Source organism: Streptococcus sp. 339 (assembly GCF_013277285.1).
In the GTDB taxonomy this organism is placed as follows: Bacteria; Bacillota; Bacilli; order Lactobacillales; family Streptococcaceae; genus Streptococcus; species Streptococcus pseudopneumoniae.
In genome coordinates, this window is record NZ_VMMR01000003.1 from 43,643 (window position 1) to 58,294 (window position 14,652).

The window sequence follows — 14,652 nt, forward strand, 5'->3', positions numbered from 1 at the left end:
ACGAGAAGCATTTTTCTGACCAGCAAATTTTTTAGCTCTATCTTTTTTGATTCTTTTCTTCTCATTCAAAACTTTTCTATCGTCACTACCTTCTTTAAAGGCATTGGCTCGTACTCCATAGAGTTCAGCTAAAGCATTATTGCCTTTTTCTTTTAAAGCATTGACTGAACTATTTTTATATTCCTTAATCGAATTCATTCGATTCTTAATTCCATCACCTTTTTCAGCAACCTTTTCCACCAATGGACTTTGTTTTCGTAAAGTTTTAAGATTTTCACTCAACTTATCTTTACCCATCTTCAATCCACCTTTAGCAAATTGTCCACCAACTTTGAGTCCGTTTCCACCTGCTTTCAAACCAGTCTTACCTGTTTTTGACAATCTTTCTTTCAGTTTTTGAACAGACTGAGAATTGCTTATTTCTCTACCAATCTTACCAACAGGACTATTGGTTACTCTTGAAAATGCTGATAGAAGCGAATTTCTATACTTCCACATCAAGAATAACAAGACACCTTTTAAAAAGACTGTAACTAATAAATCTCCACCCACAGCAGTAGAGATAAATTCAGTTAGAGTATTGTAAAAGAAAGAAAATATACTAGTTGCTAAAAGCATAATTGATGATAAAGCAAGCATTGAAATACCTTTTTTATTAAATCCAATCAATAAATGCTCCATCTTAGGAAACAGACTTAACAGAAGGATAAATGGTAATAGTACGATCAAAAAGATAAAAACGATTAAAAAGAAGAATCGTGATAACCCTAACAATAAATAAATCGTTCCCATCACAATAATATCGACATCAGAAGCAAAGGCATACATAAATTTTAAGCCCCACTCATTTTTCAACATCTTGTTTTCAGGATCTTTATCTTTTGCAAGATCTTTGACTTTTTTATCGCCAACTAAATGATCTCCATCCCCCTGCTTATAACCAGCTAAATCTTCAAATTCTTTTTCAGAAAGAAGAAATGAACCATCTTCATTTACAGGAGAGTTCATATACTTATATCCCTTCAACAGAGTTTCAGAAAAATATGTTTCTACTCCATTTTTACTTTCACCAGTTAAAGTTTTTGTAATTTCACCATTTAAAGTAATTGTTGTTGTTCTAAAGCTATCATAGACATGAGTTATCAAATACTTATTTTGACCATTTACATTAAGTTGAATGAAATAAACTCCAATACAAGTATAAATCAATAACATTTTTATCAATGTTTTAAAGAAACTACCTTTTCCAGTCGCAAATAGATACAGTAAATAAACTGCCATACTTGCACCAACCAAATAAATAATTTCTTGACTAAACAAAGAAGAAAATACCTTACTAGAATTTCTTACAGTTTCATTCAACAATCCACTAACATCACTCATTCCTTCAACAGCAATATAAACTTGTGCAACTACATAGAAAACAAGTTTCCCAAGCCAAAAAACAGACTGAACTAGAGAATTAAAGAAATAATTGACATTGGAATCAAATCCAAAAAATTTTTTATCAAAGTAAACTTTACTTGTTAAATCAGACATCTTAGACTTATAATTCTCATAAGTTAGTTTGCTATTTTCTGCTTCCTTTTTCTTTTGATTCTCTTTTTCTTCTGCTTCTTTCTTAACCGTGTCTAATATTTTTTTAGCATTATCAGAAGGATCAACCAGTTTAGGCTTATTCGTGTTCCTATCAAATTCAATAATATCAAAGTTATTTTTTGGAAGAATATCTGTAACAGAATCAGCTTTTACAAAAACAGGAAGAAGAAAGAAAGAACAAATAAACACTAGTAAAATATTTTTTCTCATATTCCTCCCCTATACAGCAACCAATTCTGTCTCTACTGTTTCAAATAATTTCATTAAAATATGATAAAGTGTACCATCTACTGTAATACGCTCTTTTCTTCCAAATGTATCATAATAGATACATTGACCCATTGTTTGATTCTCAAGCCAAGAACGTGAAGAATCGTTATCTTCTACACGCAAATGTTTCAAAATAGCTTCTGTTTCTGAATTTTCAGGGAATGCAAATACTGTACCAAACCCAGTTCCATCTTCACTTGTTTTCAAATCTTTTACCGATTGAGTTACCAGCACTAAGAAATTATTGAATGATCGTCCAGTACGCTTAATTCGATTCACTACTTGTCGCCCAGCAGGAGTTGACATAATCTGCCACGCTTCATCAAGGAATAACATTGTTTCCTTGTCCTTTTCACGTTCACCAAAAATCGCACAGAAATAGGTTAAAGAATACATAACAGTCAAACTTCTTAATTGACTTTCAGTCATTTCATCTTTATCTGTACCTTTTGGCATATCCAAACCAGTAATTTCAACGATTGTAATTTTATTATCAACCTTCAGAACATTTTGGCTTCCATCAGAAAAACAAAGTGACAATAAAGAATTTCTTGAAATTCTTTTTAAGAAATATCCAGCAGTTTCAACATCTTCTTTTGAATTTTTCTCTAATTCATCAAAGACTTGTAACATACCGACTTTCTCACCAGCTTTCCTTCGTTCAATCACTTTATCAATCGAATCTAACAAGTGTGGTTGAACCTTGATATAGGTATCTTTATCCAATACAGAGCCTACAAGTACAGTTGCTAACTCTGTCAGTTCAGCTTCATCTTGTAAGAATGAGAATGGATCAAGAACACCTCTATTATTCTTATCTTTCATATTCAAAGTCACAAAATTGATTGACTTGATATATTCTTGAAGTTCATAAAATTCATCATTTTTTTCCAATTCTGATAACACAGTTAAATATTGTCTTTTCATTTCTGCTTTTGGATCAATATACAATACTTTTGTTTTCAATAAAGAATGATAGGTAAATAATAACTTAGTTAAGAATGACTTACCATTCCCTGTTGAACCAGTTATAGCTGTATGAGGATTGCTTGTTTCCTTACCTTTTACCCCAACTTTATTCGCTTGTAATAAATTTGAAAACACAATGTTTGTACTTGAATCAAGAGCTTTTTGAAAATCTCCATACCATGAAGAAATCTCATTGTCAACACGACCAATAGGAAAACCAATTTCTGTTCCGACCTTCTTAGTCGTAAACATTAGATTCTCACAAAGTCCACGTAGACTTCCATATTGAAGAAATGATTCCTTTTTATTATCAAGAATTTCTGTCAATCGACTCTTATAGAATAGATATACTCGATCTGCAACAGCCTTGACAACTTCTACTTCCAATTCTTTCAATCGTGCAAACAGAATATCAAACTTAAGATTCAATTCTTCCAAACTGTCTGCTGTAATGGTTAAAGTATGAAGATAAGTAATCATCAATTCTTTATTATCATGTTTCTCCTGAAAATCTTCTAACAACTGATGACTTTCCAAAACTTCAATCTTTTGAACATCATCATTTTCTGCTGTTTCATTTACCGTATTCCCAAGATTCTTACGTTTGTTTCTTGCCCTAGATAAAAGTGAGAAAAAACCTTTTTGAGTTGAAAAACGGATTTTATACATACTATCAACAGGAAATTCAAGATTTTGGAGTTCTTCTTGTAGATGAAGATAAGATACATTTTTGGGATATGAAACAACAGGAATTGTCGCTACATAACTTGTTTCCTGACCATTGGTCAATTTCAAAGCATTCCCATCAACAACTTCAATAATTGTTTCATCTACATTCTCAATCGAATTTTCAAGTGCAATCAACTCACTTTCTTTATCATAGGTTTGACCACCAAGAAAATGAAGCCGATTCAATAATTCTAAATCAGCTTTTGAAACTTCTGTCACATTCAAAGCATGGATTTTAGTTTGAATCACATCTTTCTGATTTTGCCAAGCCTTCCACCAATCAACTTTTGGTAATTCTTCAAAACCAACCATTTTCATCACATTTTTACGATAAGTTTCTATCGTCTGTTCAACAGTTAGTTTAAAGTCCGAGGTTACATTAACTGATTTCAAAGGAACTACAAGATAATGCTTATACTCAAAGAGATAGCTTACTTCTTCTTCCAATCGTGACTTCATTGTAGATACAATATAATTTCCTAAAGGACTTGTTCCTTGCCCTTTCTCAATATCTTGTGATAACAAAGCAATTTTCTTAGCCAATTCTAAATCAATATGTAAGCTATGAATACTTAAATCATTGTACTCTGCCAAACTAGCTAAACAATTATAAACAATATCCTTACTAGTCTCCTTTTTTGTTTCTTCAATCGTATTTACAACTTGTGATTCAATTTCAAATACGGATAAAACCGTTCCATCTTTTAACAGAATCAAACCATCAGCAACCGACCAAATATTATTTGATAATTCCACGTTTTATACTTCTCACTTTCTCATATTTTATTCCTTTACAAATATATATTTTCTTTCGCTGACTATCGTATTCCTTCCAAAAAATCAAATACTCATAAATAAATCTAAATAATGTCTTTCCATCTAACTTATAATCAGCTAACAGATTCCCAAGTTGCCAACCAGCAAATGCAGCAGCCATAAAGCGCCAACCCCAATCAAGGTAAGGAATAAAGCCTAGTAAAAACCAGGCTAACACTAAAATTACTAGGCAATAGACAATCGCAGACATTTTTATTGCAAATGGTAAACTAAATTCTTCATTTAATTTATGCACCCAAACAGGCTGTCTAAATGCTGTTGTATAGACATACAGCTTCTTGTCTTTTCTTTCCATTATTCATTCCTACTTAACTGCTTCAATCAATTTTGACCAAATAGGTTTAGTTGCATTTAAAACTGTTTCAGGATTTTCTAAAAAGAAAAGAATAAATCCTGCAACCAAAATAATAACAACCAATTTTCCTAACTGCTGTTCTTTCCATGCTTTCAATGCTTTCATACCAGCAAAAAATGCTACTGCTGGAACACCAAACTTAGAAACTAAAAAAACAAATAATGCCATCTATCTTATTCTCCTTTTTCTTCCTTCTTGTTGTAGTCTAATGGAATTGTATGATCCATCTTTTCTACAAAATAACTATCTTTATCTTCTCTTAACTCAAAGCTAAAATTCTCGCTGTGAGTTGAGCCAGCCACTTCTAAAGTAATCTGAGCATAAGCCAAGATTTTACCGTCTTTTTCTTTAAAGTAGGTATAATCTAAACTCTTAAATGTTGCACCACCAATCGACTTAATATCTTTAGAAATTAAATCTAAATTCGCTTGACTAGTTGTATAATTTTTAAAGAATAATTCTAAGAACGAAACTAATTTCTTTCTTTTACCGTCCCCAATTTCATCATTATCAAGCAAAGCCAAATGAGTTTCTTTTCCCACACCATCAGCTTTAAAATCACTTACAGGAGAGAACCAAGGTAAACCAGCTACATAGTATTTACCGTCTTTTTCTCCGTACGGAATCGAGAATTCTATACCTACACGCTGATTCTTGTCATCTTTTTTTGTATCATAAACAATACGATATACAGCTATACCATCTTTAGCAAGTAACATACGAGCGCTAACTACCGACATTTCCTGCTTCGTTTGACCTTGATTCTTAACTTCAGGAATACTTCCATAGTATTCATTCAACTTCGCTACATCATCTTCACTAGAGCCATTTTGTGAATTATAGGTAAAATATCTACTCACAAATCCATCTAAGAACTGTTCCAACTTACGATCTGTTTCTTTTTTTGATTCGACAACTGGTGAATTTGTCAATCTATCCAACATTTTTGAACTTGTCCTTAAAGAAACAAACATTGTTAAACCACAGAAAAGAATAAAAGCAGATAAGCCTGCTAAAAAAATACGATTCGATTTTTTTTGACTGATCTTCTTGACTGTCAGTTGCTTGTCTTTGCGTGGTTTTTTTAAAAACATATTTCTCAAAGTTTTTTCCTCCCTTTTTTTATTTTTCAACTAAAACAATTTCTCCACCACCAGCACCACCAAATAGGAATCCTGATTCTTCCAAAATTGTCATGTAATACTCAAAATTTTCTTGAAAAATTCTAACATATTCAGAATCCTCTAATTCTTTTGAATCTATATATTTCTTCCTAACGGAGCCATTATCATAAACAAGGATAAACATCTTTATAGACATAACTCTAACAGAACCACGAATTGAAGAAATAAGGCTTAAAAAATCAAATTCTCGTCCATGTATTTTCGATTCTAAAGCAGTGTCTAACGCTGGCTTAACGCTATCTCCTACAATTCTTTTTATCTCGTATGATAAGCGCTCTATATCTAATAAATCATCAAATGTAACAGTAAATGACATATTTATTCCCATTCCTTAAATTAAAGAATAACCTTTCTATAAAATCCTTTAGGAGTATTCAACACATCACCTTGCTCAACAAAGCCTTGAAATGCTGTTACCCAATTCCCACACTTAAAAAAATAATCAACAACCGATTTATAATCTAACTCTTTCGTCAATTCAAAAATTGTATCAACTTCATCTTTAGAACAAAATCTATAATATCTAGTTGCAATTTTTGTCACAGGAATATAATGCTGTAATTGAAATTTTACAATGTATTCATCACCATCATATAATTCCAACACTACTTTCTTCAGCAAGTAAACCTCGCCTAACGACATGATTTTATCCACTTCCCAATCAGAAATCCCACAAATAAAAAAGTTGTCTTTGTCAATTCCTCTTTCATTTATTCTTTCAAGAACCTGTTCTTGACTGTACTTCATAATATCTAGTTCACAGAGAAATTCAAAATTTCCTTCCCTTAAAACCCTTATATTTGCTATCATCTTGATACAAAGTAACCTTTATCTACAAAGCTACCACCTTCTTCCAAACGTACATCACGACCAAACTTTTCATAGTCAATATACTGAAGCAGTTTTTCTTTAGAAAGTTCTACACCAACTTCCTCTACAAGATATTCACCTAATTCTCTATCAGTAGCAACATCAGAATATAAACTACAATCATCAAATTCTACACTTGCTAAATATTTTGGATCAGAACTTTCTGATTCAATAAATGATAGAACCAAATCTTCATCAACATCTTCCACGTTTTCAGCAAGTTCATTCGCTAATTCTAAAGTTAAGCCTTCACAATTCAAAGCAGGTAATTCTTCAATAGATTGAATAGTAAAAACAACATCTTCTCTATCATATCCAAACTCAGAAGCAGTGTATTCCACATCAGCAGGTAAAGAAAATTGTTTCACTTTCTTTGATCGTGTATCCATAATTAAAGCTGTTAAGTCCATATTTTCTCCTTTCTTAACTAGCCTTCTACTTGTCTATTCAACTGTTCTAAATCAGCAACAGTCAAGACACCATATCCAATAAATGAATCTCCCTCATAATCAACAATTTCAATTTGTTCATTATAAGAACCACTCAAACCAATCACAGACAACTTTCCAAAATATAAAGGCAAGCTAAACCAAGCCTGCCTTCCATTCTTTGGATTCTTAATCAACACTCTTGAAGCCATATTCACCACTAGCAATTTTCTATTGCAAGAAGTACCAGCTATCGCCTTCGTGACCAAGAAACACATAGGAATCTCCTAAGCGACTAGCAATTTCTTCTTCATGTTCTTCTACATAAGCAGACAAACGATCTTCATTCACTAACTGCTCATATTCTCCATGATTCAAAATACCTGCAAAATCAATCAATGCTTCCTGCGTATCAACTTCTGTAAACGAATTGACATACACATTATCAGGATTGTTACCATCAAACTGTCCAAACTCTACACCGTCAAAGTGTTCATCTAAGCGTTCAATAATCTTTGCAGGTTCATCAAGCAACTTTTTTCCAAAATTGTAATACTTACATACATCAGAAAACTTATCATAGACGACTTTAATACTCATTTTTTCTCCTTCCAAATAAAAAAGGAAGCCATATTTGACTTCCTTCATTCCTTTACTTAAATTGAAGCTGAACGCTCAAAACTAGAACCAATCGCAAATGCACGAGTTGTTACCTTATTCAATTCCTTATTCATTGCATAGTAACTAGACAGGTCTTTCTTGATACACTCAATAACCTGATACGGTAGTTGCAATTCTTCATCATTTTTAAGAAGCGAACTCAATTCACCAGCCATAGTCCACGCTTGCTTAAATTCTTGATCCTTTAGTTTTTTCGCAAGTTCATTTGACAATTCAATAATTTGTTTATCTTTTCCTTGTAAAGCCATTTTTTTATACCTCTTTTCTTCTTTAGCTTTTTATATATTCAACCTAAAGCTGGAGAACGTTTCTTAACTTTCATCTATTCTCTCCCAAATAACCAATCTAACGAAACTTCTAGTAAATCAGCTAACTTAATAAGATTTTCAAAGTTGGGTTCTCGATTTCCTTTTTCCCAATTTGTATAAGTTACTCTATTGACATGGACTAAATCAGCAATATCTTTTTGCGTAAGTCCTTTTTTTTCCTTAACATTTTTAACTTTTCATGAAATTTCTCCATATTCTAAACCCACTCCTCTAAATGAAATCGTTCAATCAATTTTAAACACTCCATTTCCATTTCTTCTTTACTCCTTCTTAACAATCCAAACCAAAGTAACTTTCTCTTAACATCTACTTGTCCTGCTAGATATGATTCATAATCTGTAATCAATCGTTTCAACTTAACCCAATCACTTCGCTTCTTTGTCTGATTATAGGTTTGAGATTGAAATTCAATATAACCCTGATAATCTCTCGCTATCTTACTATCAGTTAAACCATCATAGAAATTTCTTGCTGGAATCAGATAGACAATCTTTTCAATATCTTTGTATTCAATCATACTCTCCTGACTAACTGACTTTGAAGAAGTTCTAATTCTTTTCGCTGTCGTGAAGTTAATTCGCCTGCTTCCATTATCTTCTTCATATTTTCTTGAAGAAACAACCGATCAATTTCAGATACGAATAACAATGAATTAGAAACTCTTTCTACCAACCATCTAATCGTTCTATCAACTGAATATGGCTCAGGACTAACCGATAGCCTAATAGCTTCATTATTACCAAATAATTCTTGCCATTTACTATCTAACTTCCTAAATCCATGTTCATCAGTACCATCATATATCTGTATCGCTCCTTGAAAGATTGACCTTGTTAATTCAGCAATCTCAGCACCAGCCAAAACTTCTGAAATGAATGACCTTGCCTTACCTTGTGAGAATCGAACTTCATAACGATTCCATATTCCAAATAACCTAACACTATCTGATACACTTATACCTTCTTTCTTCGCTATTTCATACCTCTTTTCATAAAAGTTAAAATACATTTCAGACTGCCGACTACCAAGATAGATTGATAACCCTTGTCTATTTTCTGTTTCCAGTGGATTCTCAAAATCAAATCCACCACCTCCCACAAATGAGAAACTTTTTAAATATGGCGAAACAATATCCTGTTTATAATACCTTGTTACTAGTGTTGATAAATCAAAATTTTCTTTCATATCTTCTCTAGCCATTTCATCAACTGCAATATCTATTCTAGTAACACTAAAATTTTCCCCATATTTTTGTTTCAACCTTTTTATAAAATCTATCCATGTTATATTTTCACTTTCAAGATACAGTTCTAATTGTCTGCAACCTTGACCACTTAACTGTACCGTAATTCTGTTTTTATCTTCTCCATTTTCGCTATACGAGGAATTAAAACCAAAAAACCAAATATCACCATAACGATACAACAATTCATATTTCATAAATGATGTTGTTTCAGGATTCAACATAACATCAAATCCAAAAAACTCTTTCGCTACAAAATATACATCAGACTCATTATGCAGTGTAAATCTAAAATAATCTATCATATACCTTGTCAAACTTGTATCACATTCTTCAACAGAAAAATGCTTCTCGATTTCTAATCGTTTTTCTTTTTTTAACCTCCTATGCCCATTTTCATAAGCCAACAGCGTTGAAGGGGAGATACCAGTTTTTAAAGAAAATTCTTTTCTGGTCATATTTCTTTCTTTTCTAAATTCTTTTAACTTTTTTCCTTCCATTTCTCCTTAATACCTCCCTTTTTAAATAAAAGTAACACAAAAAATCACAAAAGTAACACAACTCAACCCCTTGTCGCTGTAAGCGTAAAGTGCATTTTGTAACTTTTGTTACCCACCTATTAGAATAGGTGGGTTAATAAATATAGTCCAGCCAAAAATGCGGTCGGTGCGGTGCATGGGTTCGCCTACGGCTTCACCCCTGCTTTGCACCTACATTTTTGGCTGGACTATACTTAATAAAAAATGCCCCCTAAAAAGGGGCGACTACACTATTCTAATAGAAAGACTAATCTCTAAAATATTCGGAAATTAAGTCACCCCATCCTTTATTAGACTCTTCCCTATCATCTATCATTTTTGAAAGTAATTCCTTTGAATCTAAATCTAGGAAAATTTTACCTTCCTTACGCTCAAATGAATAGAAGCCTTGTTCTTCAATTTTTTGAATAACATTTCTCAAAATATTCGAACGAATACCTTTTTCTAAGGCAAAATCTGATAGATAAATACCATCAGGAAAATCATTTTCTTCATATTCTTTTTGTTTACTAGACATCAATTCTTGCACCAATTCAGAACTATCTTTTTTTACAGTTCCTTTTTCAAGTTCTTCATTAGCTTGCATTTCTTCCTGTAATGCTTGTTTTTCTTCCTCAGAAAGAACAGCTTCAGGATTCTCTAATGGATTGAAAGGATTTTCTCGTCTTTGAATCTTGTCATATTCATCAAAGAAAGAGAACTCTTTTGAAAGCAATGGAGAATAAAACTCCCTGGCCACTTCTCCATACACACTCGCATATCCACGACCATATACACGCTTACCAGCAAGATACTTCACATACTTAAATTCCTTATTCCTATTAACTTCTCCAAAAGCTAAATCATAACCGACTTCATCTAGGCGACCAACAGAAATTCGAAAATTTATGTTTGACTGTAGTTTAGAGCCTAAATCTTCCCTAGAAGGCTTCTGCATTGCAATAGTCGCAAAACACCCAGCTTGCCTTCCTAGAAGCAAGAATTGACCCATAGCATTGTCTAAACGCTGTCTTGTCTGAAAATCAAGCATAGCGCACAAGGCATTATATTCATCACAAACTAAAAAATAAGGTTCAAGTCCGTATTCAAAAAACTTCTTCAAATCCTTGTCGCCATTTTCTTCACGCATTTTACGCATATAGGCATAGCGAGCGAACATAATTTGAACTGCTCTTTCAATCATAGAAACAATATCTTCAACCTCATAAGAAATACGACCTTCAAAGGCTTTCTGCTCCGACATAGTAACAAAGTCAGCTTGTTTTGGATCACATATATCCACTACTCCAACTTTAGCCATTGCACGAATCAGAGTTCTTAAAAGAACTGTCTTACCTCCACCAGTACCACCACAAACCAGCAAATGAGGATCATCAATAGGATTCCAATAGAGATTCTTCATTAGTTGAATACCCTTATCAGAATAGTTGACATCAGTTACCTTAATACGATTCAAAAACGCAGAATATGCAAGTTTATAAGTTTTAAATTTAACATCATCCTGAACTTCCATAAAGTCCATAAAAAAGGTTGTTTCTAAATCTGAACCAATCTTCTTAAACTTATCTTGAAACTTATTCCCAGCCATTTTAAAAGCAATTTCCAAATCATACCGATTCTGCTTCATATAAACAACAGGAAAAACAACCTTATCTCTAGTTCCTGAATCCGTCTTAACCTTTTTAGTATAAGTATAACCATTTTCCCTCAAAAAGAAAGCTAGCTTAGATTCCCTTTCTCTCTTTTGAAAATAAAATAACCTTTCTTGTGAAAGCCAAGTCAAATAAAGACTAATCAAACTAAATACTATAACCATCAAACTGACAATCACTATCGAAGGAACATCAGCATTTTTTAGTTTTTCTAAATTTTGATAAATATAAAATCCTAAAATTGGACTAAACAACAAAAAGAAAAAAGAAAAGATAAAGTATCTTAATTTTTCCATAAAAGGAAGAATCCTAACTCCTCTATAAGCAGGAAGTAAACTCATATCTTTTCTCCTTTAAAAACTATCCTTTATGTTCTTGCTTATGTTCTTGTTTTTGTTCTTGTGGTTTTACTTGACCAGACACTTTCTTCAGCTTATCGACCACAAATACGAAACGGTGCTTGTTCGGCTCTACTTGATTACGATCAGCCTTACGCATACCATGATAAGCAACCAGCAAAGTATCAAAATCAATAGCTTCTTGATAACCAAGATTCAAAGCATTGATTTCTTCTTCTGATTGTTCTGTCACTTTCAAGAAGACAGTATCTTCTTGTCCTTCTGAATATACAAGAACTTCAACACCATCATAATCGCCTTCACCAGTTTCAAGATCAACATTTACAAATTGCGCACCTTCATTCTTAATAAATTTACAAGTACCCAAAATTTCCTTCGGATTTAACAATAGATCATTCAAAATACGATATTTCTTTGAGAAAATTTCTACACGATTTCCTAATTCAAGTCCATTTTTAGCCATTATTTGTTACCCCCTACACGTTTAAGTCCTTTAGCCAATACATTTGTTGAAGCTGAAAAATTTGTACCTTCAACATAATCTTCCAAGAAAGTTGGTTCAATAGCTTCAACTTCCTCATTTACTTTATAAGTTGCCATATCTTTTGGAGTGATAATTGAAAACATACCATGTTTTGCATTCATCACAATATGTCGAGTTCCATCAAAAGGCTTACCTTCAATAATAGAAGGTGCTTTTTCAGAACGTACATAATTTGCTTTCCCAATAGCTGCAGGATTGAATTTAAATTTTTCGATTTTCATTTTTTATATTTCCTTTTCTATTTACATTTTTTATTCTTAAAAATAAAGGACGATAATTCCTGTTTTATTATCGTCCTAACAACATTATCTTAATCTTTTTTACGCTTAATCCCTACTAAACCTAACATAGACAAGATTCCACTTCCAACATAACCAAGCATACTAGATGCTGTACCAGTATTCGGCAATGATGGTTTCTTAGGCTCTTGCGGATGTTCTTCAGGAGTTTTTGGCTCTGGTTTTGGTTCTTCTGGAGTATGAGTCACAACCGTATTGGAAACAACTTCCACACCATTAACTGTATGAGAGTAAGTATTTTCTACTGTTCCTGACTGAATACGTGTCATTTGTAGATATACTTCTGCTTGAAACTCTGATGTTTCTAAAATCGACTTCAAGAAAGTATTATCAAAGCTAATATTTACTTTTCCTTTGTCTTTGTCTACTACCTGACTAGTATACTTAGTTAATTCATCACCAGCTTTAAATTTTTGGCCATCACTTGTTTCAAAATCTACAGTCGCAAACACTTGATAAACACCTTGATACTCATCATGTGTTTCATCATAATCATCGCTAAACTGGTACTCAAACAACTGCTCCGAGCGATCCTTTGGTATCAGGGAACCAACTAATTTATAATTAAATGTTTGATTCAACTTAAGCTCTTTTCCATCTAAACTTTCTTTACTTAAATGGTCAATCACTACATCTTTCTTTGGTTCAATCTTCGGAACATTATTGACTACAGTTTCAGTTACATAAGCCATACCAAAATCAATTTGATAGGCTGTATTCTCATATTTACCACCTGTTTGACCCAATTCCTTCTTAACAGTCATTGGATTGGTAATGGTCAGAACTTCTCCAGCTTGCACGTAGGTCTTGTAGAACTCCTCTGGATTCTCCGCCTCGAATACTTGAATCGCTCCTTTCGGAGTGAAATTCCTAGACTTCATAGCTTCTTGGACACCTGTTGGTGCCTTATCCAGACTTTCATAAAGAGACATTTTCAAACCTTTAACTACTTGACCTTTAGAATCAGTCACTTGAACACCATCTTGATTAATGGTAACAGCTTCTTCTGGGTAATCATCAACGATATAGAACCCTTTGCCAATACGGTCTTTATCTGCTTCAATGCCCTTGTATTGGCTATAATCTGCCGTTACCTTGTAGTAGTTGACAGAGCCTGCCAAGACCTGTTTCCCATCAATATTCACGCCTGCTTTATTCAGATTCTTCTTGGTTGGTTTCGCAGTAGGAACATTATTTACAACTGTTTCCGTGATATAAGCTGAACCAAAATCAAGCTGATAGGCTGTATTCTCATACTTACCACCTGTTTGACCCAATTCCTTCTTAACAGTCATTGGATTGGTAATGGTCAGAACTTCTCCAGCTTGCACGTAAGTCTTGTAGAACTCCTCTGGATTCTCCGCCTCGAATACTTGAATCGCTCCTTTCGGAGTGAAATTCCTAGACTTCATAGCTTCTTGGACACCTGATGGTGCCTTAGCTAGACTTTCATAAAGAGCCATTTTCAAGCCTTTAACTACTTGACCTTTAGAATCAGTCACTTGAACACCATCTTGATTGATGGTAACAGCTTCTTCTGGGTAATCATCAACGATATAGAACCCTTTGCCAATACTGTCTTTATCTGCTTCAATACCCTTGTATTGACTATAATCTGCCGTTACCGTGTAGTAGTTGACAGAGCCTGCCAAGACCTGTTTCCCATCGATATTCACGCCTGCTTTATTCAGATTCTTCTTGGTTGGTTTCGCAGTAGGAACATTATTGACTACAGTTTCAGTTACATAAGCCGAACCAAAATCAA

General features: G+C 33.2%; 17 protein-coding genes and 1 pseudogene. All 18 read right to left on the bottom strand.

What is annotated here, in order from left to right; genetic code table 11:
* A partial coding sequence (locus HT736_RS00575) for a hypothetical protein (RefSeq protein WP_172930644.1) occupies positions 1-1,809 on the bottom strand: 1,809 nt, incomplete at its 3' end.
* A gap of 9 nt (positions 1,810-1,818) precedes the next feature.
* Positions 1,819-4,323: an ATP-binding protein gene (locus HT736_RS00580; RefSeq protein ID WP_050207456.1), complete on the bottom strand. Its 2,505-nt coding sequence runs from the start codon at positions 4,321-4,323 to the stop codon at positions 1,819-1,821.
* Positions 4,307-4,699 carry a TcpE family conjugal transfer membrane protein gene (locus HT736_RS00585; RefSeq protein ID WP_050207455.1) on the bottom strand — a complete coding sequence of 131 codons (393 nt, stop codon included), beginning with the start codon at positions 4,697-4,699 and terminating at the stop codon, positions 4,307-4,309. The genes HT736_RS00580 and HT736_RS00585 overlap by 17 nt, the downstream gene beginning before the upstream one ends.
* Before the next feature lie 9 nt (positions 4,700-4,708).
* The gene (locus HT736_RS00590) at positions 4,709-4,927 is read right to left on the bottom strand and encodes a TcpD family membrane protein (protein ID WP_050207453.1); all 219 of its coding nucleotides are present in this window, start codon (positions 4,925-4,927) and stop codon (positions 4,709-4,711) included.
* Between the two features lie 5 nt (positions 4,928-4,932).
* Positions 4,933-5,892 carry a conjugal transfer protein gene (locus HT736_RS00595; protein ID WP_224781638.1) on the bottom strand — a complete coding sequence of 320 codons (960 nt, stop codon included), beginning with the start codon at positions 5,890-5,892 and terminating at the stop codon, positions 4,933-4,935.
* Positions 5,882-6,259 carry a hypothetical protein gene (locus tag HT736_RS00600; RefSeq protein WP_050207450.1) on the bottom strand — a complete coding sequence of 126 codons (378 nt, stop codon included), beginning with the start codon at positions 6,257-6,259 and terminating at the stop codon, positions 5,882-5,884. Before HT736_RS00600 ends, HT736_RS00595 begins: the two co-directional genes overlap by 11 nt.
* Before the next feature lie 20 nt (positions 6,260-6,279).
* Positions 6,280-6,753: a hypothetical protein gene (locus HT736_RS00605; RefSeq protein WP_172930645.1), complete on the bottom strand. Its 474-nt coding sequence runs from the start codon at positions 6,751-6,753 to the stop codon at positions 6,280-6,282.
* Complete coding sequence (locus HT736_RS00610; protein ID WP_050207446.1) at positions 6,750-7,223, bottom strand: antirestriction protein ArdA; 474 nt, start codon at positions 7,221-7,223, stop codon at positions 6,750-6,752. The genes HT736_RS00605 and HT736_RS00610 overlap by 4 nt, the downstream gene beginning before the upstream one ends.
* A gap of 17 nt (positions 7,224-7,240) precedes the next feature.
* Positions 7,241-7,453, bottom strand: a complete 213-nt coding sequence (locus HT736_RS00615; RefSeq protein ID WP_050207445.1) for a hypothetical protein — start codon at positions 7,451-7,453, stop codon at positions 7,241-7,243.
* 19 nt (positions 7,454-7,472) lie between these two features.
* Positions 7,473-7,841: a hypothetical protein gene (locus tag HT736_RS00620; protein WP_050207479.1), complete on the bottom strand. Its 369-nt coding sequence runs from the start codon at positions 7,839-7,841 to the stop codon at positions 7,473-7,475.
* A gap of 56 nt (positions 7,842-7,897) precedes the next feature.
* On the bottom strand, positions 7,898-8,170 hold the full coding sequence (locus tag HT736_RS00625; RefSeq protein WP_050207444.1) for a hypothetical protein: 273 nt from the start codon (positions 8,168-8,170) through the stop codon (positions 7,898-7,900).
* 74 nt (positions 8,171-8,244) lie between these two features.
* Positions 8,245-8,412: pseudogene (locus tag HT736_RS00630) on the bottom strand (helix-turn-helix transcriptional regulator); the annotation flags it as partial.
* Positions 8,413-8,447: 35 nt separating this feature from the next.
* A complete protein-coding gene (locus tag HT736_RS00635) occupies positions 8,448-8,768 on the bottom strand; it encodes a hypothetical protein (RefSeq protein ID WP_050207443.1) in 321 nt (106 codons plus the stop codon).
* A complete protein-coding gene (locus HT736_RS00640; RefSeq protein ID WP_050207442.1) occupies positions 8,765-9,994 on the bottom strand; it encodes a replication initiation factor domain-containing protein in 1,230 nt (409 codons plus the stop codon). Before HT736_RS00640 ends, HT736_RS00635 begins: the two co-directional genes overlap by 4 nt.
* A 286-nt stretch (positions 9,995-10,280) precedes the next feature.
* Positions 10,281-12,026, bottom strand: coding sequence for an FtsK/SpoIIIE domain-containing protein (locus tag HT736_RS00645; RefSeq protein ID WP_050207441.1), 1,746 nt, complete (start codon positions 12,024-12,026; stop codon positions 10,281-10,283).
* Between the two features lie 19 nt (positions 12,027-12,045).
* Positions 12,046-12,507: a hypothetical protein gene (locus HT736_RS00650; protein ID WP_172930646.1), complete on the bottom strand. Its 462-nt coding sequence runs from the start codon at positions 12,505-12,507 to the stop codon at positions 12,046-12,048.
* Positions 12,507-12,809, bottom strand: coding sequence for a hypothetical protein (locus HT736_RS00655; protein WP_172930647.1), 303 nt, complete (start codon positions 12,807-12,809; stop codon positions 12,507-12,509). The genes HT736_RS00650 and HT736_RS00655 overlap by 1 nt, the downstream gene beginning before the upstream one ends.
* Positions 12,810-12,898: 89 nt before the next feature.
* Positions 12,899-14,652: SspB-related isopeptide-forming adhesin (locus HT736_RS00660; RefSeq protein WP_172930648.1), on the bottom strand; the 1,754-nt coding region annotated here is incomplete at its 5' end.

Coding starts and splice junctions, on each gene's coding strand:
- HT736_RS00620 (WP_050207479.1), bottom strand. CDS start 7,841: ATGAGTATTAAAGTCGTCTATGATAAGTTTTCTGATGTATGTAAGTAT.
- HT736_RS00635 (WP_050207443.1), bottom strand. CDS start 8,768: ATGATTGAATACAAAGATATTGAAAAGATTGTCTATCTGATTCCAGCA.
- HT736_RS00625 (WP_050207444.1), bottom strand. CDS start 8,170: ATGGCTTTACAAGGAAAAGATAAACAAATTATTGAATTGTCAAATGAA.
- HT736_RS00650 (WP_172930646.1), bottom strand. CDS start 12,507: ATGGCTAAAAATGGACTTGAATTAGGAAATCGTGTAGAAATTTTCTCA.
- HT736_RS00615 (WP_050207445.1), bottom strand. CDS start 7,453: ATGGCTTCAAGAGTGTTGATTAAGAATCCAAAGAATGGAAGGCAGGCT.
- HT736_RS00585 (WP_050207455.1), bottom strand. CDS start 4,699: ATGGAAAGAAAAGACAAGAAGCTGTATGTCTATACAACAGCATTTAGA.
- HT736_RS00655 (WP_172930647.1), bottom strand. CDS start 12,809: ATGAAAATCGAAAAATTTAAATTCAATCCTGCAGCTATTGGGAAAGCA.
- HT736_RS00600 (WP_050207450.1), bottom strand. CDS start 6,259: ATGTCATTTACTGTTACATTTGATGATTTATTAGATATAGAGCGCTTA.
- HT736_RS00645 (WP_050207441.1), bottom strand. CDS start 12,026: ATGAGTTTACTTCCTGCTTATAGAGGAGTTAGGATTCTTCCTTTTATG.
- HT736_RS00640 (WP_050207442.1), bottom strand. CDS start 9,994: ATGGAAGGAAAAAAGTTAAAAGAATTTAGAAAAGAAAGAAATATGACC.
- HT736_RS00610 (WP_050207446.1), bottom strand. CDS start 7,223: ATGGACTTAACAGCTTTAATTATGGATACACGATCAAAGAAAGTGAAA.
- HT736_RS00590 (WP_050207453.1), bottom strand. CDS start 4,927: ATGGCATTATTTGTTTTTTTAGTTTCTAAGTTTGGTGTTCCAGCAGTA.
- HT736_RS00605 (WP_172930645.1), bottom strand. CDS start 6,753: ATGATAGCAAATATAAGGGTTTTAAGGGAAGGAAATTTTGAATTTCTC.